This window comes from Mesorhizobium sp. 128a, assembly GCF_053848025.1.
The window spans coordinates 18,081-36,135 of record NZ_JBSPKY010000003.1 but is presented as its reverse complement, the minus strand read 5'-3'; the positions used below and the strand labels follow the sequence as shown (position 1 = coordinate 36,135).

The window sequence follows — 18,055 nt, the reverse complement described above, 5'->3', positions numbered from 1 at the left end:
CGCCAGAGCACACCCACGCGATCGCCATTACGGCGAACTCTCCGATACGCCAGCGCTTCCTTTGCGCTCCTGATGCCTTCCTTGCGCGCATGAAGCGACGATGGTTGTCGGATCCATGTGATGGTAGCGGGCAAGGTCATCGACCACCGACCGGATATGACGCCACGGGAAATCATCTGAATCCTCCCAATGTTCACCGTATCGCAGGATAACCAAGAGCTTAGCCAATACGCCTTCAACGGAGCATGCCGGAGTCAGCGGCAGGTCATCTAAAAGCGCCTGTTCTGACGCTTCCGACCTCTGTATCAGTTCGTCAGTTCTCGAAAACCCGATCTCGGCATCAGCAGCGTCCCAGCGCGCCTGATGTGCGGCTAGCTCCGAAGACGCCCGGCCCCATGCCACTTCGTTTTCGGGAGAATAGAGTTCGTCGAGACTTTCGACGGAATGGGCCGTCTTTTCCCCGCCGCCGGGAAGCTGCATCTTAGCACAGGGAAAGCCGATCGCTTTGACGAGATATGTCTCCAACTGCTGCTGTTGCCGGCATAGCACCAAGGTCGAGCGGTGAACCTCGTGCCAGCTCTCACACAACCGAAGAGCTGGGTCGTCCTGCAGGCCCTTGATCGAGGTATTCTGGCGCGCCCGAGCGCCAAATGGCCACAGTCCAGCCACCGCAACAAGCTGCGTCATCAGCAGTCGCCGGGTGACGGAAGGCAAAGGCGTGGTATTGTCGGAATCAGCCATGATCCGAGCTCCTAACAGCTTGGGTTGTGGTCAGGCCGGATCGGTGTTGCGTCACCGTTCCGGCCGCTTAGTGCACTCATGAATACAGTTAGAGCAGCATATGAGCAACAAAAATCACCATATTATGGTGATCTTATGACACCAGTCCAGTGTAGGATGGCACGGGCCGCCCTGGATTGGGGCGTCCTCGATCTTGCTAGAGAAGCGGGTGTTTCAACACAGACAATTGTGCGCCTGGAACGAGGCGAGGCGCTTAAACTGCCTACGCTCGATCGAATACGCGAGGCCTTCGAAAGTGCCGGAGTGGAATTCATTCCGGAGAATGGCGGCGGCCTCGGTGTGCGCTTAGCCAAGCGGCCTTAGCGACACAATGGCGCCTTCTATCCGCACTTTCCATCCAAGGCGGCGCTGGTCCGGGAATGCGTGGCGGCGGCCCTGGAGGGCCAGTCGCACCAGATCGCCGAACTGCTGGCTTACGGCGGCCTGCCAGCGGTCATAGATGCCTATCTGTCGGCCTTGCACCGGAACAATCCGGGCAAGGGCTGCGCTTCCGCCGCTCTGTTGCCGGAAATCGCAAGGGAGCAGCCCGAAACCCGTCAGCTCTACACCGAGCGCCTGCTAACCTTGGTGCGGCAGGTGTCGGCGGCTCTGCCGTCACGGACCAGGGATCCAGAGGGCGTCGCATTCGCCATCTTCGCAACACTCATCGGCACCCTCCAACTGGCCCGCGCGGTGGAAGGAACCGAATTGTCGGATCGTATTCTTGCGGCGGGGAAAGATGCGGCGCGGACGCTGATCCAGCCCTCAGATTAGACTAGAGCCACTGTCTTTTCGTACGCTACGGCGCGTTAGAGCCTCCGAATCTCGCCCAAACTACGACACTGGCCGGGAACAAACGACAACGCGGAAACACGTCCCCGGCCGATTTCGTGAAATCTGCCGGCCAGGCTAACTGGCAGACTGTTGACTGATCCCGGTGTTGATCCAGGCACGCGTCTGCTCCAGGATTTCATCCGAGAGCGCGGAATCGTCGATCGCCCTGGAGAGGATCACTGCCCCCACCATTCCCGCCCAGCTTCCGATCGCCGCGCGGCGTCTGTCTGCCGCATCCAACTCCGGAAGCGCCCTGCTGATCCGGTCAATCTGCGATCGAAGGCCTTCCGTCATGGCCGCGCGTGCAGCCGGGGTCTGATGGCGGATGTCCGCGGCAAGGCCCGCTGTCGGGCAACCACCGGCGGCATTGTCGCGATGCCGGGGCGCAAGATAGGCGTCGACATAAGCCCGAAGATCGCCCCCTCCGCCTGACTCCGCGGCGAGGACGTGGGCAAGGGTTTGGGCCACCAAATCGTCCTTCGAGCTGAAATGGCCATAGAAGCCACCATGAGTGAGGCCAGCGGCTTTCATAACCTCCGCCACGCTGACCGCGTCGAACCCCCTGTCGCGGAATAGCCGGCTGGCCGCATCCAGAATCCGGCGGCGGCTCTCCGCCATCTGCTCTCGACTGACCTTCATTTCAAAATTCTCCGTTGGGCCCCGTTGACTTTACATGATGGCCATCATATTTAGCGCCAATCATGATGATCGTCATGAATATAGATCCCATCGTCGAGGAGAGCAATCCCATGCCCGCCATTCCGTCAGTCCTAATCACCGGCGCCTCAACCGGTATCGGTGCCACCTATGCCGAGCGCTTCGCGCGCCGCGGCCACGACCTCGTGCTGGTCGCCCGCGACAAGGCGCGATTGGAGGCCTTAGCGGCCCGTCTGCGCCAGGAAAATGGCGTGGCAGTCGACATCATCCAGGCTGATCTTACGAAGCCCACCGAGCTTGCAGCGGTCGAGACAAAGCTGCGCGATGACGCCCGCATCGGGACCCTCGTCAACAACGCCGGAACGGCCATCGGCGGAAGCTTCATCGAGCAGAGCACCGATGACGTCGCACGGCTCGTTGCGCTCAACACGACCGCACTTCTACGGCTTGCCAGTGCCGTGGCCCCGCGTTTTGCGAAGGCCGGCGAAGGGGCGATCGTCAACATCGGCTCCGTGGTCGGGCTGGCGCCGGAGTTCGGCATGACGGTCTACGGCGCGACCAAGGCGTTCGTGCTGTTTCTTTCGCAAGGGCTCAGCCTCGAGCTCGCGCCGAAGGGTGTTTACGTCCAGGCCGTGCTTCCCGCAACGACGCGAACCGAGATCTGGGAACACGTCGGCGCCGACGTCAACACGCTTTCCAACGTGATGGAGGTGGGTGATCTGGTTGATGCGGCGCTGGTCGGCTTCGACCGCCGCGAACCCGTGACCATCCCGCCGCTTCCCGATGCCGGACAGTGGGACGCGCTTCAGGCCGCGCGCCAGGCCATGCTTCCGAACTGTCGAAACGAACATCCCGCCGAGCGCTACCGCGCGGCCGCCTGAGCACCAACGAAGCCATTCTAATGAACGACACCGCCGCCGCGGAGTCAAACAAAGGTGACCTATGACGAGCAAAACGCTGTTCGAGCCCTATACTCTCGGCTCGCTGACCCTCTCCAATCGTATCGTCATGGCGCCGCTGACGCGCAATCGCGCTGGCCCGGGCTTCGTTCCAGGCGAACTCGCCGCGGAGTATTACGGCCAGCGCGCGTCGGCCGGCCTGCTGATTTCCGAGGCCACGCAGATCTCGCAGCAGGGACAGGGCTATCAGGACACGCCGGGTATCTACACCCAGGCCCAGATCGACGGCTGGCGCAAGGTCACCGACGCCGTGCACGCCAAAGGCGGTCGCATCTTCCTGCAGCTCTGGCATGTCGGCCGCGTCTCGCATGTCGATCTGCAGGAGAACGGGGCGGCGCCGGTTGCACCCTCGGCGATCCGCGCCAAGACCAAGACGTTCGTGAACAATGGCTTCTTCGACGTGTCGGAGCCTCGCGCGCTCGAACTTGCTGACCTGCCGGGCATCGTGGACGACTTCCGCAAAGCAGCTGCAAATGCCATCGCGGCGGGCTTCGATGGCGTCGAGATTCACGGCGCCAACGGCTATCTGCTCGACCAGTTCGCCAAGGACGGCTCCAATGTCCGGACAGACGCATATGGTGGCTCTGTCGAGAACCGCGCTCGCCTCATGCTGGAAGTCACGACTGCGGTCGTCGACGAGATCGGCGCCGAGCGCACCGGCATCCGGATTTCGCCCGTCTCGCCGGCCAACGGCGTTTCCAGCAGCAACCCCCAAGCACAATTCGACTACATCGTCGATCAGCTCGACGCCTTGGGCATCGTCTATATTCATGTCGTCGAGGGCGCGACGGGCGGACCGCGCGATGTCGCGCCATTCGACTTCGGATCGCTCCGTCGGCGCTTCACAAACACCTATATCGCAAACAACGGCTACGACCTCGACCTCGCGGCGTCACGGCTTGCCGAAGGCAAGGCGGACCTGTTCGCTTTCGGCCGACCGTTCATCGCTAATCCCGATCTTGTGGAGCGGCTGGTGACCCACGCACCACTGGCGTCCGTCGACCCGACGACGATCTATGGCGGGGGCGCCGCAGGATATACTGATTACCCCGCTATCGCCGCAAGTCGACCCTAACCCTTTAGGGCCGCGCAGCGGCTGCCCTGATCCGTCACACCTTGTCTGCGAAACGATCTTGGCCTGAAAGCCTGCATTTTACCTGGTTTCGAATCGATCGCTAGGATCTGCGCAAAAGGTTCGGGCCAGTATCTCGGGCTTTCTTGTTGGATGCCACAGCGTCACGTGTTGCTTCCGAAACGTTCGGGTGGGTAGACTGCCCCCAACGACCTGAGTGTGCCAGTCTGCAAAATGAGTAGAATCAGGATGCCGGTTCCAGGGTCTTATATATGCCTGTCGCGCTGGCCTCCGGCGTCCATTGGTGCGTGTGCCCGGAACGCAAAACGCCAATAACCACCCGATTGTTCAGATCGGGACGGTTGTGGATTTATGACAAAATTGGTTGCGAGGATAGGATTTGAGCCTGCTGACTTCGCTTGCGAAGTCCCTTCAACAGACGAACTCGATTGCAGCGAGGCGCCAGGCAGAAAGTTCGAAAAGCTTCCAAGAATCCCAGTCAACGCCGAATTGTAGAACCGCCTGTTGGCCGCTTTGGAGCCGAAACCGGACCGGCCTCTTAGGAATAGTAGTTCCCTAAAAGCTGCCGATCCGCGTCAGTGAGGCATCTTCTGGGAATTCGTTGGCGTTCGATTGCTGACGACGCCACCGAACGGTTCTCCAAGTACTCCGACCCTCCCAAGAAACTTAGCTGCGACGTCTCGGTGTAGGCGACGAACATTGGAGAACGTGTGCCAATCGGCAGTCGCGACACTTAATCAAAGCGTCGACACGTTCGCATCAATACGTCTCACGCGTCGCAAAGCGGATCGCGCAATTTTGTTCAAGAGAGGAGCGTTCCATCGCTGCAAAATGGTCACAACAGCGAACTGTAGGAAAGATGCATCGCTTGCAGCGTCTTAGACTGTGGAATGCAACTAAGATACCCCCGGACTTCACCTGCTGATCGAGCTGACCTGCTGAAGAAAGATAGAAGCCATGCGCGAAGCGATGGAAACATTGTTCGATTTGACACCTCCGACCCAAGAACAAATGAGCGAGTTAGTGGCCGACCTGAGCGACGACGAACGGCATTTGCTGCTTAATCACGGTGAAGAAGCCCCGTCCTGTGGTGTTTTCCTCCATGAGACACGAGAGGGACTGTACACCTGCCGACTTTGCGGTCTGCCTTTATTCAAGGGAGGGTCGAAGTTTGAAGCTGGAACGGGTTGGCCGAGTTTCACCGCGCCCTTCGCTCCAAATCATCTCAGGAAAGTCCGCGACACCCGTTACGGCATGGTCCGAGAAGAGATCGTCTGCGCGCGCTGCGGAGCGCATTTGGGCCATGTCTTTCCAGACGGCCCACCCCCACTGGGAGTGCGGTTTTGCATCAACTCAGGGTCGCTGGAATTCACGCCTGACGGGGACCTGCTTCCTAACAAGATCCGAAAGACCCAACACCGGGAATCGATAAGTTGTCCGATCCAAAACATGGACCCGTAGATGAGGTGCGCGCCACAAGGGGTGTGGCGTGAAGATATTGGCTGCTGTCAGGTAGCTCTCAGAACAGCGCACGATAACCCAAGACTGTATGCGCTGAATAACCTGCGTTCGTGAATTCTGAAAGATCGCGCTCGGCGGGTTTCGCATATCGGCATCAATGGAAGGCTTCATCAACGTCGTTCGAAACGCCGTTGAGAGCCTCAGCACAATTTGGAGAAATGAATGCAGAAGATCTTTCTTGCCACTGTCGCGTGTGTGTTCTTCGCGGGCACGGCCTTTGGCGGCAGTTACCCTTACGGCTCCAACTTCAGCTATGATTTTGGTCGTTATTCGTCAGCCACGGCGTCTACCCGGCCCCAAGGCTCACATCCTCTCGATCTTCACAGCACCGGAAGTACAGAAACTTTCAAGAGCAGCCCACACTCAGGGTCAAATCAGGGCTTTGATTATCCGGCACCTGGCTACGGCCAGGCAATCTGGGGGCACTGACCACTGGTGGAGACCACCCCAAGCGGCGGGCGAGCCCGTCGCTTTCTACCGCCTACGAGGGGCCGAGAAGCGACGATTGGGCGGCTCGTCTGAACCTCGCAACAGTCGCCGCCAATGGAGGACAAAATGATCGACCTGAGAAGTGATACTTGCAGCCGCCCGACCAAAGCTATGCGTCAGGCCATCGCAAACGCCGATGTAGGCGATGATGTCTACGGCGACGATCCTACGGTAAAGGCTCTGGAAGCTGCGACCGCGGAACTGCTCGGCAAGGAAGACGCAGTATACATGCCCACCGGAACTATGACCAACCAGGTCGGCATACGCGCGCACACTGAACCAGGCGATGCTGTGATGTTTGATCAGAATGCACACGTCTACATTCTGGAAGGCGGCGCACCATCAGCATTTGCTGGGGTACTACCACGGCTCCTTCCTGGCGTGCGAGGCGTTTTCACCGCTGCAGATGTGGCCGCAGCATTGGGCGAGGCTCATCCATTCTTCCCGGCGACGATCCCGGCGCCAGTTCGGTTGCTTTGCCTCGAAAATACTCACAACATCGGAGGCGGATCGATCTGGCCGATGGAGTCGATCGCCGATGTAGTCAAAGCTGCTCGTGTACGCGGTGTCGCTTTGCACCTTGACGGCGCAAGGTTGTGGCATGCGACGGCGGCCACGGGTATCTCCGAAGCCCAATATGCCTCCGGCTTTGACACGGTCAGTGTATGCTTTTCAAAGGCGCTCGGTGCGCCGGTGGGCTCGTGCCTAGCAGGTAGCAAGGCGTTTATCACCCGAGCGCGTCGTTTCAAACAACAGATCGGAGGCGGGTTTCGTCAAGCCGGTATCATAGCAGCTGGCGCGCTCTATGCCCTTAACAACCATCGATCTCGATTGGCGGAAACACATGCAAACGCGCGCCGTTTCGCAGAGCGGCTTGCGGAGCTAGATCAAGTGGAACTTGATCTCACCACGGTAGAGACGAATATCGTGCGGTTCCGTTTGAAGGGTGTCCGCGCCTCGGATTTTGTTGAAGAGTCATACCGGCGTGGTCTCCACATGTTGCCCTCAGGAAGGGACGCTGTCCGCGCAGTGTTCTATCTCGATATCTCAGAGAATGACGTGACCAGCGCTTTGAGGGTCGTCGAAGACAGCTTGGCTGCGGTTCCCAACGTTACCGGGGCCATCACGTCTGACCAGCGAGCGTCTGGGTATTGAGATCCTCCGCTCGCCCAATCTGCACTCCATGCGAAGGGATCAAAACGATGACCGTGTCATACCCAAGCTACAAGGCCGAACTGACCGCACTTCTGCTGGTCGATCCATATAACGATTTCCTTTCGGAGGGCGGGAAAGTCTTCCCCCACCTCCAACCGATCGCTGATGAGGTGGGGCTTCTCGATAACCTGCGGCGACTAGTCCACACGGCCCGCGCAGCAGGCATTCAGGTCGCAATCGTCCCACATCATCGTTGGGAACCCGGCGATTACCACGATTGGCATCACCCGAGTCCCTCACAGCAATTGATCATGAAAGGCCACCATTTTGCACGGGGCGAATGGGGTGGAGAATGGCATCCCGATTTCGAACCAATGCCTGGCGACATCATCGCTCAAGAGCATTGGGGATCAAGCGGCTTCGCCAACACCGATTTGGATCTTCGGCTGAAACAGAGGGGAATCAGCCATGTGATTGTGGTCGGATTGCTAGCCAACACCTGCGTCGAAGCAACTGCTCGCTACGCTCAGGAGCTTGGATATCATGTGACGCTGGTGCGCGACGCTACCGCCGCGCTCCGGCAGGAAATGATGTATGCCGCACATGAATTGAATGGCCCAACCTTCGCCCACGCAATCCTTACGACAGATGGCCTTGTCGCTGCCCTGCCAAAGGCACCAGTCGCCAGTTCCGATATATAGACGGGTAAGCTCATCTTTGGCTCGGGTTTCGCAAATTGCCATTCCAACCAGTCTCGCTAGAGCCTAACTCTCGAGGTTAACTCCGGCTCGTTGAAGGTCTGTAAGCTTTTTTGCCGAAATGCCCCTCCGCCATTCATCTTCGGCCCCGGGTTCGGGAAGAAATCTCCCGAATTCCAGCATCTGAGGCGCTTCGATATCTTGTAGATAAAACCAGACATTCTCCTTATCGATAGCCACGATTTCGAGCAGCCGCTCGAGAGCGCTGGACATAAGTGATTGCTTCACCTGCTGTGCTCGCCCTCCGCGGATCAATCCATGGACAAAAACGTGTGGGGTAACATTCGGCTCTCCGCCGATGAAGTGTTGATCGTCACCTAACTCGTTGAAGATGACTTGCGCGAAGAAGCCCGGAGCTCCAGTGTTCAAATGATGTGCATCAGTGATCGCCTTAGCAAGCCTTCCCTTTTGTGATTTTGTAAGCGTGAGGTTGGCGACAGTTACGGTATAAGTTGGCATTGAGTATCCTCCAAGCTAATGAACGTAAGATGTGCTGAGACAGCGATGTGCGGCTGAGTGCAGGGTGTCAGAGCTTTGAGCATGTTTCCTACTATCGACTCCTCGCCGCTGCATTAGTTTGCGGCGCCACGTCGGGTAATGCCAGTATCCGACACCTCCTCGGCGCCAATATTGCAAGCGGCCACCCTGCGGTCTTGGCGATTCCTTACCCTGCGACCTTCGGATCCATTCGCATCTTTCATATTTAAGGACGCGAACGGCCGAGCTAATCGAATTCCTCGACATCATTTTTTGTGGTAGGGAAAAGGTCGCCGGTTCGGTTGCGCTGAAATGAAGCCGTCGGGACCAACTGATAATCAGTCGAGGACGTGGAGCGACGAAGCGTTCCAGGCCACCGAGTTCTTGTTCGCCAGCTATCGCGATTTCGTCTTTCCCCCGCACGTACACGAAACTTTTGCGATTGGCGTCATCGAAGCTGGCGGCCAGCAGTTTCGGCCTGGGCGAGCGCCATCCCTGATCATGCCGGAGCAGACGCTTTGCGCGATCAATCCAGGCGTAGTTCATGAGGGCCGGCCTGCAACTGCTCAAGGCTGGCGGTATCGCATGTTCTATCCGGCACCCGCGCTCGTCTCACGAGTACTGGAGGACTCCAGGACCGCACGGAGCGGGGAATGGGGTCTCGAAGGTCACGTCATCGACGACGCTGAGCTCTTCGCAGACTTTGAAGCACTCCATTTCTCGTCGCAGCTCGGCGAGAGCTTGCTTGAGCGGGAGTCACGGATCGTCGTATTTCTCAGGCGCTTGTTTGCACGCCACGGGAATTTTTCCCCTGAACCGAGCTGGGCGCGCTTTGCTCCGCGTACGGTAGCAATCGTGCGCGACTATCTCCACGCTAAAGGTGAGAGCCAAGTCAGCATCGACGACCTTGCGCAAGCAGCGGGGGTCTCCGAAACTCAGGTCATCCGGGCATTTTCAGCTCAAACAGGCATGCCGCCGCACTCGTACCTCGTCAGCCTCCGGGTCGACCGGGCAAGAGCGCTGTTGAGGGCCGGGACCTCTCCTGCTGAAACAGCGCTAGAGGTTGGTTTCTCCGATCAGAGTCAACTGACCCGGCACTTCAAACGTGTGACCGGAGTAACCCCCGGACGTTTCGCAGCTGAAGCCTCACCGCTGCATCGAAGGTAAGGAATCGACAAGACCGGACGAGCCGACAGGTCCCAAAATACGCGGGTGGCTGGAAATGGAGACCAGATCGCATCCGGTGCCTTCCCCAGGTCATGCACAGGTCAAGTTGGCAAGGTGTGTCCGATGGCTAAAAGCAGCAACTCGCCCCACCCGGCTCACGATGCAACTGCGTCGTCGATGCCTTGGTTAATCTCGTGGATCCTGCTGGGTCTGCTCGGTGTAATCTGGGGCACGAATTTCCTATTCATGAAAATGGCGGTGGCGGTCGTGCCGCCGCTCGAAGTGGCATGGCTCCGAACCATTTTCGGAGCTATTCCAATTGCTGCCCTGGCGCTGAGCCGAAGGTCGTTGGCGAAGACTGACTGGCGCTTCATGCATCATTTTGTCGCCATGGCGCTCCTCGCCAATGTCGGCCCGTACGTCTTTTTCGTCATAGGCACTTCGCACTTGCCGTCGGGTGTTGCGGGGGTGATCAGCGGGGCTATCCCATTCATTACGGCCGCGATCGTGGCCGTAGCGCTCCCTGATGAACACTTGAGCAGGGGCAAAGTGCTTGGCCTGGGGATCGGCTTCGCTGGCATTATTCTCGTCGCACCACTCGGTCACGGGACAGCTTCGGCAAACGGCAGCTCGCCCCTGATCGGCGTGGCTGCAATGTTAGCTGGGTCAATTAGTTACGCACTTGCGTTGGTGTACGCACGACGGTTCATGGTTTCGCTTGGCCTAGGTCCGGTTAAGCTAGCAACCTACCAGATGATCATTGCGGTCTTTCTTTTGGCCCCCTTTGCTGCGCCTGGACATTGGAACGCCCTCGCAGCCCACAGCAGTGTATTGCTCGCGTTAGCCCTAGGCCTCGGGCTGGCGGGAACGGGAATCGCTTTCGTTATCTACTACCAGCTTATCAAAAGTCTCGGGGCATTGAGGGCCGCTTCGGTCTATTACATTCCTCCGGTTGTTGCGCTCGTTATTGGATGGGCTTTCGCCGGTGAGACAATAACTTTGGCCCAAGCCATGGGTGCAACGCTTGTTATCGCCGGTATATTTTATGCAAACCGGGCCTAAGAGCGGCTGCATACTCCTACAATCTGCGCAATATCATTCAAGAAGGCCTCGCCCGGACCCCTATAAGGGGCGAACCATTAGGATAACCTGAGTGCTTGTTTCGGCAGGCTCACATGAACCTTGGGCGGCTTGGCGCTTTGACGGACGTGAACGCCCTCGCTCCGCCCTAAAAGTTTGGAACGCCCGACTACAGCAGCAGGGGGACATTGAGCGGCGGCGGCTGAATAGGTGACGAGATGGAAATGGCAAATTCAAATGCGAAAAGCCAGGACAGGATGCGGACCTGGCTAGAGCCGGATCTCGGCGACACGCTCTTCCTACAGGCGGATTACCGCGAACAGATCTTCGATCAACATTTCCACGAGGAGTTCGCCATCGGCATCATTGAGAGTGGATGCCAGAAGTTTTCCTATGACGGGCGCCGTCGCCTCGACATGACCGGTGGCACGATAGCGCTCATTTCGCCAGGAGTTGTCCATTCAGCCGAGCCTGCGGACGGCGGGTGGCGCTACCGAATGCTTTACCCGGCCCGTTCGGTTGTGGAGCGCCTTTTGGAAGGTACCCTCACCCAAGAAGCATCAACCACTTTCCACGCTCCATCTCTGGTGGACGACGATCTATATGTTCGCCTCGAGCGCATGCATCGCCTGAGCCAATCCAGAACGGCAGGGCCTTTGGAGTTGGAGGCATACCTGCTTGACATTCTTATTCGAGCATTCACTCGCCACGCGGGCATTCGCACCCCCTCACGTCCCTCGCATCATCGTGTAGGGCTGGCACGCGCCCGAGACTATTTGATTGATCAACTAGCCACCCAGGTTACTCTCGAGCAGGTTGCAACCATCTCAGGACTAAGCAAATACGAGTTTATTCGACAGTTTCGAAAGGTTTTTGGCTTGCCGCCGCACGCCTATTTGCGACTTGCGCGCGTGTGGCGAGCTAGCGATCTCATTCGTCGCGGAACACCTCTTGCCGATAGCGCCTTCGCGGCCGGGTTTGCTGATCAAGCGCACATGAATCGCGTCTTCCGACGAACACTCGGCTATACGCCAGGGATGCTCGATCGGGCTCGCGATGCGGCGTGCTCAGTTCCAGACGACGTTGGCTTCAATCGAGGAAACGACCACGCACGAGGCCTAGGCGTATACGCCGCATCAGTTTGAACCGGCGGAGCGCCGCAAGCGCCGCGCGTGGTGTTGCCGAGTCCTCCGATCATCCAACCAAATCTGCTGACGACCTTCGGCCTCTTTGCGGTGCCGCGACAGCGCTACGCTTCGAATACTCACGTCCTCTCCTCAACCCGCAGGGCCGCCGTCTATCAGCGAGGGTAGCTGGGGTGAACTTTTTCCTACTCGGCTTTGGAGCAGAGATGAAACTCCCGTTTGCGCAATTTTGTCCAAGAGATCCAAGCGACGATCGGGTTTATAGCAAGCATATTAAAGGAAAAATCTCGGTGTCGGAATAATGTCGCAAGAACTAACAATATCATGCGCTGGGAAGCATTGGACGTCGTCACGGCTATTCTGTGCGTCAGCGCCGCTTTGCTCAGCCTCGCCAAAGCCGGACCGGTTGCCGGGAACACGGGCTCCCAACTGAGCAGCGCACGGTCGCTGCCGCAACGTGCTCTACCAAAGGCTCAAAGCCATATCTGAGGAGAATGCAATGGCAACTCATGTCAAATCTGCGGCCGGTCCTAACGCGAGCCCCCAGCCCGCAGAGACCAACAATCTATTTCTCCCCGACCAACTCGAGGACGCCAAGAAGGCGGGCAAACTAACGGAAAGCGACTTCAGTGCGCTGCATTCCGTCGCGGACTGGATCATGACTTTCGTCGCTCGCCCGCACCGAGACCTCGGCCGTACTGGGCCTGTCTGTCCGTTCGTGCCAACGACTTGGGATCAAAAGGCGCTTTGGCTTGCTCCTGAGAGGATAGTTGGCCTGAGCGCTTTGGACGTTACCGCTCTGATAACCACCTATCAAAGACTGTTGCTGAAGGCACAGCCTGCTGAAGGCAAAAACTCGATCTACAAATCGATCGTCATTGTTTTCACCGACTTGTCGACGCATAGCGCAAAGGCCCTCTTTGACGAGGTACTGCGTCATGTCGGCATCCCTGCATACGCAGAAAACGGCCTGGTTCTTGGCGGGTTTTACCCGACCAACGAGGGCGGCGCCCTATACAACCCCAGCTTTCGGCCATTCGCAGCTCCTGTCCCATTTGTTCTGATCAGACCTGGGGTCATCAGCGACTGGAAGTTCTTTCTGGACGACGAGAACCGGTTGGAACTTTGGGCTGGGCGCTATGGAAAAGCCGCAGTTTCGGCACTCGCCGAAGAGCTACGCCGCCTGCCGTGGCGCAGGGGCGAGCAACTGGAAAACGGCCAGAGATAGTCCCGCGAATCTCAAGCCGTTTCGCCACCTTCAAGCCTGACAAACGTAAATCATCAAACAAGGACAATCCAAATGAAACCGTTGATCAAAATTCTCGCCGGCGTCGCAGCTGGTAGCCTGCTCGCCTCTGTTGCGTTCGCCCAAACCGCGATGGAAATCCGCGGTGCATCACCGTACGTCTCCATAGAAAGCGAGCCGGCCCCCAAGCTGATTGTTGATCCTCCGTTGCAGGTGGGGCTGACCCAAGGCGTCTTTTGGGCCCAGTACCGCGTCGAGAACTTGCACATCGTACCGGTGTTCGGGCCGGGTGCGCTTCGGGTATCTCCACGGGTTGGACACTTGCACGTCATTGTCGACGACCTGCCCTGGTGGTGGGCAGATGCAAGCGACAACAACACGATCGACATCGCCGGGTTTCCTCCGGGCGAGCATAAGGTGACGATTCAACTGGTCGATGCCAATCACAACGTCATCCCGGGACAGGTAGTTACTGTGCCCTTCACCATTCCGGCCTCGGCTAAGCCGACCCACAAACATACCGCCAACTAAGGCCATCCATAGCACATCGCGCGGTCGGTCTGTCTTGGCCCTAGGCAACCTTGGGTGGGTCGCCATCGGCCTATTTTGACCGGCCGCCAAGTCTCGAACACGGAAATATCGGAGTAATCCAATGATCGACTGGAAGAAGACGATCCAGGACGTCAATTCCCGCCTTAAGGAACTTTCGACGAGGACGCCTGATACGCTCAAAGGGGCCGTTCTCTTGGGTGGCGCGGGCGCGAAAACCAACCATCTCGATGCAAAGACGCGCGAACTGATTGCGCTCGCTGTCGCAGTAACCACCCGGTGCGACGGTTGCATCGCCGTTCACTCTGCCGAGGCGCTAAGGCATGGCGCCAATGACGACGAAATCGCCGAGGCCCTGGGTGTCGCCGTCAACCTCAACGCCGGGGCAGCACTGGTCTACAGCACCCACGTCCTCGATGCGGTGGATCAGCTGAGGCGCGCCTGACGACCTCACAAACAAACTGCAAGCCAATGATAAGGAAGGATAATTCATGCTTGAGAACAAGACTGTGCTGATTACGGGCGGTGCGTCCGGAATTGGTCTTGCCTCAGCCAAGCTGTTGCGCGAGGCGGGCGCCCGGGTGGCGATCGCGGGTCGGGACCAGTCCAAGCTGGACAATGCCCGCGAGACGATCGGCGACGATTTGCTGACAATCCAGGTCGACACCCTTTCGATTGAAAGCCTGCGAAACATGGCTACGCGGGTCAAAGAAGAGTTCGATTTTCTGGACGTGTTTTTTGCCAACGCTGGTGTGGCGTACACAACACCACTCTCAAATACGACCGAAGCAGCGTTCGACACTCTCATGGATACGAACGTCAAGGCGGTCTTCTTTTCGCTTCAAGCAGTGGAGCCGATCATGCGCGAAGGCGGTTCGGTCATCCTCAACAGCGCATGGCTTAACCAAGTTGGCGCCCCAGGTCGAGCCGCGCTCTCGGCATCCAAAGCAGCAGTTCGTTCATTCGCCCGGACATTTGCGGCGGAACTGCGCCCGAGAAGGATCCGGGTGAACGCTGTCAGCCCCGGCCTAATTGACACGCCCATTCTCAGAGGTGTCGGTCAGTCGGAGTTCCCCGGTCAGACCGAGGCAGAATTCAGGGATTACATCGCGGGTGCGGCAAAGCACATTCCGTTCGGCCGATTGGGACATCCCGAGGAGGTCGCGGCTGCCGTCCTGTTTCTTGCATCCGATGCCTCCAACTACATGCTTGGCTCGGAACTGGTCGTCGACGGTGGTCTCGCCGAGCTTTGAAGAAGAGGCCGATCTAATTTTTCAATCGTAAGGAACCGACCATGACTGGAAATTCTTCAACGGGAACTCTCCGAGGCATCGTTGCCAGCGCAAGTGCAGTTGCCGCTGGATTGCTTGGCATGCCGATGGCCCCATTGGCAGCCCACTGCGAAATTCCCGAGGGCCCCGGCTCCGTCACAGGTGCACCGGACCTTCCCGAAGGGTTCACTGAAACGTTCACGAGCCAATACATCCAGGCCAATGGGATCCGCTTGCATGCGGTGGTTGGGGGAAAAGGTCCGCCGCTGCTGCTCGTTCACGGCTGGCCCCAGACTTGGTACCAATGGCGCCTTATAATGCCGGCGCTAGCGCGGGACTTCCGAGTCATAGCGGTAGACCAGCGTGGGATTGGGCTCTCCGAAAAGCCGCAGGATGGATACGATTCCGGCACGCAAGCCAACGACCTCGTCGCGCTGATGGATGCGCTAGGCCACGACCGCTTCGCTATGGTCGGGTTCGACACCGGCATGGGAATTGGCTACGCGGTCGCCGCAGATCACCCAGATCGACTGGAGCGTCTCGTAGTCGGAGAAGCCCTTGTCGCCGGAGTCACCCCTTCCGTGCCCATGATCGTACCTGCAACGCTCAACAAGCGGCTCTGGCACATCCCATTCAACCGGCTTGACGGCGAGCTGAATGAACGCCTCGTGCGGGGTCGCGAAGACATCTATTTCGGTGCGGAGTACGCAGCATCGGCGGGAACTCCGCTGCCCGCAAGCGTCGTCAAATATTACGTCGACGGCTTGGCCTCGAGCCCCGAAGCGCTTCGCGGCAGCTTCGAGCTGTACCGTGCGATCGATACCGACATCGAGCAGAACCAGCGGCGCAAGAGTCGCTCGCTGATCCTTCCTGTTCTGGCCGTTGGGGGCGAGAGAGGTATCGGCGAGGGCGTAGCAAACACGATGAAGCTCGTTGCGCAGAATGTGCAGGGTAAAGTCATTTCCGGAAGCGGCCATTGGGTCGCTGAGGAAGCTCCAGCGAAGTTGCTCGAGGCGCTAACCCCGTTCCTAGCTCCGTACCGCCTCGAAGCCAGAGACAGCTTCTAGCCCATCGAATCCTGGTCGAAGCACTGAAGGTGCGATCGATCCCCGAAACTCAAAGACTTACCCGGAGAGAAACGCGACGATGAAAGTCTTTGCCCTGGTTGCGAAATGGCTGGCGTTCCTTTGTGAGTTTGCGGCACCGTTTCTGAATCCGGAACTGCGCTACGCGCGTGTCACCCGACGCAAGCACCCGCGGCCGATCGAACAGAAAAGAGTGCCACCGCACTTTCGCGACTCCCGTTGGTAAATCGGTCAATTTCGATTTTGGCTAACGGAGAGCGCATCGCGGCTCAAAGTCCTCCCAAGTCAGGCTCTCCCCTGATTGAGCCGCTGAATGATGGCGGGCCTGGCCCGCCATCATTCACCTACATCCTATTAGCGTCGCCACCGCGATGACTATGGACACTGCTTGAAGCAGCACTTGGAAGAGGTTGGCGCTAGCTGTCCCTCCAAGCCTAAGGACCCCACTATGCGTACCCTATTGCTTCCCTTAGCCGTCAGTGGCCTCGCTTCGGTCACGTTTTCCGGGCCAGCCCAAGCGCATGCCAAGCTTGAAGCGTCACAGCCACCGATCGGCAGCACGGTCAAAGAGCCGCCGGTCGAAATCGATCTGACGTTCAGCGAGGAACTCAACTTGAAGTTCACGGGGGTGAAACTGCTTGGACCCAACAACGAAGAAGTCAAGACCGACAATCCGATGCTGACGAATGGCGACAAGGAGTTCATGGTTTCACTGCCCGCCGGCCTTGGGCCCGGAAGCTACCGGGTCGAATGGCACGCGGTTTCCCGGGATGGTCACAAGACCCGCGGCGCCTATGAATTCACAGTGACGCCGGCACCGATTAAGAGAGCGTCGTCAGACTAATGGCACCCGACGTTCTGCTCGCGGCCGCGCGCTTCGTGCACAATGCCACTTTGATGGCGTTGTGGGGCGCCTCTGCCTATTTGGTCCTGCTGGTGCCATCAAAACTAGCGCAACGGATAGCGGCCAAATTGACGGCCCCTCGCTTGGTCGCGTCGATACTTGCCCTTTTGTCGGCCACCGCCTCGCTGCCCTTGCAGACAGCCGCGATCGGCGATGGCTGGTCCGACGCCGTGAGCAGGCAGATGCTGTGGGACGTCGTTGTCTCGACCAATCTCGGCACGCCATGGTTGGCACAAACTCTGGTCGCCGCCTTGCTCGTCGCACTACAAGCGTTTACGCCGCGTCAGAGGCCAGCAGCAACGACTATAGTATCGGCGATTGGCTTGGCCTGCCTTGCCCTCAGTGGACATGCCAACGTGGGGGATTTGTGGCATGGCATTGCCCATCCGCTGAACGATGCTTTGCATGTCCTTTCGGCAGGCGCATGGGTCGGCGCGCTCGTGCCGTTCCTGCTCATTATGAATGTCGGAAAAACGTCGTTCGACACAGATGCAGTGACCGCACTGCGGCGCTTCTCGAACGCTGGTCATGTCGTTGTCACGCTGGCGGTCCTATCGGGAATTGTGAACAGCTACTTCATTGTCGGCTCGCCGATAGGATGGTCTTCGCCATATCGCGTGCTGTTAACGCTCAAAATCGCTTGCGTGTCTGCGATGATCGCGCTGGCTGTGGCCAATCGCTATTTGTTCTTGCCGCGCTTCCGTCGGGCTCGCATGTCCGCGCTCCAAGCAATATGGACGGGCACAGTCTTTGAGATCGCGCTGGCGCTTATTACCATCACGCTTGTTTCTATTTTTGGACTTCTCGATCCCAACCCGTGACGAATGGTCTAGTTCCGTAAGAACGCCTGCGAATGGAAAAGACGTCTAAAGGGACCAATTGATG

The 18,055-nt window shown here is 58.4% G+C and carries 20 protein-coding genes and 1 pseudogene; 18 read left to right on the top strand and 3 right to left on the bottom strand.

Features of this window, described 5'->3' with window-relative positions:
• Nucleotides 1-27: 27 nt before the first annotated feature.
• Entirely contained in the window at nt 28-741 is a 714-nt protein-coding gene (locus tag ACWTU9_RS06440; RefSeq protein ID WP_455857576.1) for a hypothetical protein, read from the bottom strand.
• A gap of 135 nt (nt 742-876) precedes the next feature.
• On the opposite strand from ACWTU9_RS06440, the gene ACWTU9_RS06435 reads away from it, so the two are divergent.
• Entirely contained in the window at nt 877-1,104 is a 228-nt protein-coding gene (locus ACWTU9_RS06435; RefSeq protein ID WP_455857575.1) for a helix-turn-helix transcriptional regulator, read from the top strand.
• A gap of 6 nt (nt 1,105-1,110) precedes the next feature.
• Nucleotides 1,111-1,554, top strand: a pseudogene (locus ACWTU9_RS06430) (TetR/AcrR family transcriptional regulator); the annotation flags it as partial.
• 135 nt (nt 1,555-1,689) lie between these two features.
• On the opposite strand, the gene ACWTU9_RS06425 reads toward ACWTU9_RS06430, so the two are convergent.
• Nucleotides 1,690-2,253 (bottom strand): TetR/AcrR family transcriptional regulator, encoded by a 564-nt coding sequence (locus ACWTU9_RS06425; protein WP_455857574.1) that lies wholly within the window; start codon nt 2,251-2,253, stop codon nt 1,690-1,692.
• A 110-nt stretch (nt 2,254-2,363) separates the two neighbouring features.
• Between ACWTU9_RS06425 and ACWTU9_RS06420 the strand changes: the two genes are divergently transcribed.
• The 6 genes from ACWTU9_RS06420 to ACWTU9_RS06395 all read left to right on the top strand — a co-directional run bounded on the left by ACWTU9_RS06420 (nt 2,364) and on the right by ACWTU9_RS06395 (nt 8,189).
• Complete coding sequence (locus ACWTU9_RS06420) at nt 2,364-3,152, top strand: SDR family NAD(P)-dependent oxidoreductase (RefSeq protein WP_455857932.1); 789 nt, start codon at nt 2,364-2,366, stop codon at nt 3,150-3,152.
• 61 nt (nt 3,153-3,213) lie between these two features.
• Nucleotides 3,214-4,305 (top strand): alkene reductase, encoded by a 1,092-nt coding sequence (locus ACWTU9_RS06415; RefSeq protein WP_455857573.1) that lies wholly within the window; start codon nt 3,214-3,216, stop codon nt 4,303-4,305.
• A 975-nt stretch (nt 4,306-5,280) separates the two neighbouring features.
• Complete coding sequence (gene msrB, locus ACWTU9_RS06410; protein WP_455857572.1) at nt 5,281-5,784, top strand: peptide-methionine (R)-S-oxide reductase MsrB; 504 nt, start codon at nt 5,281-5,283, stop codon at nt 5,782-5,784.
• Between the two features lie 222 nt (nt 5,785-6,006).
• Nucleotides 6,007-6,273, top strand: coding sequence for a hypothetical protein (locus ACWTU9_RS06405; RefSeq protein WP_455857571.1), 267 nt, complete (start codon nt 6,007-6,009; stop codon nt 6,271-6,273).
• A 126-nt stretch (nt 6,274-6,399) separates the two neighbouring features.
• Nucleotides 6,400-7,488, top strand: coding sequence for a threonine aldolase family protein (locus tag ACWTU9_RS06400; RefSeq protein WP_455857570.1), 1,089 nt, complete (start codon nt 6,400-6,402; stop codon nt 7,486-7,488).
• Between the two features lie 47 nt (nt 7,489-7,535).
• Nucleotides 7,536-8,189: an isochorismatase family cysteine hydrolase gene (locus tag ACWTU9_RS06395; RefSeq protein ID WP_455857569.1), complete on the top strand. Its 654-nt coding sequence runs from the start codon at nt 7,536-7,538 to the stop codon at nt 8,187-8,189.
• A gap of 63 nt (nt 8,190-8,252) precedes the next feature.
• Here the strand turns inward: ACWTU9_RS06395 and ACWTU9_RS06390 are convergent, their stop codons facing one another.
• Nucleotides 8,253-8,705: a tautomerase family protein gene (locus ACWTU9_RS06390; protein ID WP_455857568.1), complete on the bottom strand. Its 453-nt coding sequence runs from the start codon at nt 8,703-8,705 to the stop codon at nt 8,253-8,255.
• 330 nt (nt 8,706-9,035) lie between these two features.
• Here ACWTU9_RS06390 and ACWTU9_RS06385 point away from each other — a divergent pair, with 330 nt between their 5' ends.
• From ACWTU9_RS06385 to copD, 10 genes are all read left to right on the top strand, one after another.
• On the top strand, nt 9,036-9,890 hold the full coding sequence (locus ACWTU9_RS06385) for a helix-turn-helix domain-containing protein (protein ID WP_455857567.1): 855 nt from the start codon (nt 9,036-9,038) through the stop codon (nt 9,888-9,890).
• Nucleotides 9,891-10,013: 123 nt separating this feature from the next.
• A complete protein-coding gene (locus ACWTU9_RS06380; protein ID WP_455857566.1) occupies nt 10,014-10,952 on the top strand; it encodes a DMT family transporter in 939 nt (312 codons plus the stop codon).
• Nucleotides 10,953-11,188: 236 nt separating this feature from the next.
• Nucleotides 11,189-12,115, top strand: a complete 927-nt coding sequence (locus ACWTU9_RS06375) for an AraC family transcriptional regulator (protein ID WP_455857565.1) — start codon at nt 11,189-11,191, stop codon at nt 12,113-12,115.
• 499 nt (nt 12,116-12,614) lie between these two features.
• Nucleotides 12,615-13,343, top strand: a complete 729-nt coding sequence (locus ACWTU9_RS06370; protein WP_455857564.1) for a DUF6875 domain-containing protein — start codon at nt 12,615-12,617, stop codon at nt 13,341-13,343.
• Between the two features lie 72 nt (nt 13,344-13,415).
• Nucleotides 13,416-13,892, top strand: a complete 477-nt coding sequence (locus tag ACWTU9_RS06365; RefSeq protein WP_455857563.1) for a DUF6130 family protein — start codon at nt 13,416-13,418, stop codon at nt 13,890-13,892.
• Between the two features lie 121 nt (nt 13,893-14,013).
• On the top strand, nt 14,014-14,355 hold the full coding sequence (locus ACWTU9_RS06360; RefSeq protein ID WP_455857562.1) for a carboxymuconolactone decarboxylase family protein: 342 nt from the start codon (nt 14,014-14,016) through the stop codon (nt 14,353-14,355).
• Between the two features lie 46 nt (nt 14,356-14,401).
• Nucleotides 14,402-15,163, top strand: coding sequence for an SDR family oxidoreductase (locus tag ACWTU9_RS06355; protein WP_455857561.1), 762 nt, complete (start codon nt 14,402-14,404; stop codon nt 15,161-15,163).
• Between the two features lie 41 nt (nt 15,164-15,204).
• Nucleotides 15,205-16,248 (top strand): alpha/beta fold hydrolase, encoded by a 1,044-nt coding sequence (locus tag ACWTU9_RS06350; protein ID WP_455857560.1) that lies wholly within the window; start codon nt 15,205-15,207, stop codon nt 16,246-16,248.
• Between the two features lie 466 nt (nt 16,249-16,714).
• On the top strand, nt 16,715-17,110 hold the full coding sequence (gene copC / locus ACWTU9_RS06345; protein WP_455857559.1) for a copper homeostasis periplasmic binding protein CopC: 396 nt from the start codon (nt 16,715-16,717) through the stop codon (nt 17,108-17,110).
• Complete coding sequence (copD, locus tag ACWTU9_RS06340; RefSeq protein WP_455857558.1) at nt 17,110-17,991, top strand: copper homeostasis membrane protein CopD; 882 nt, start codon at nt 17,110-17,112, stop codon at nt 17,989-17,991. The genes copC and copD overlap by 1 nt, the downstream gene beginning before the upstream one ends.
• Nucleotides 17,992-18,055 lie beyond the last annotated feature (64 nt).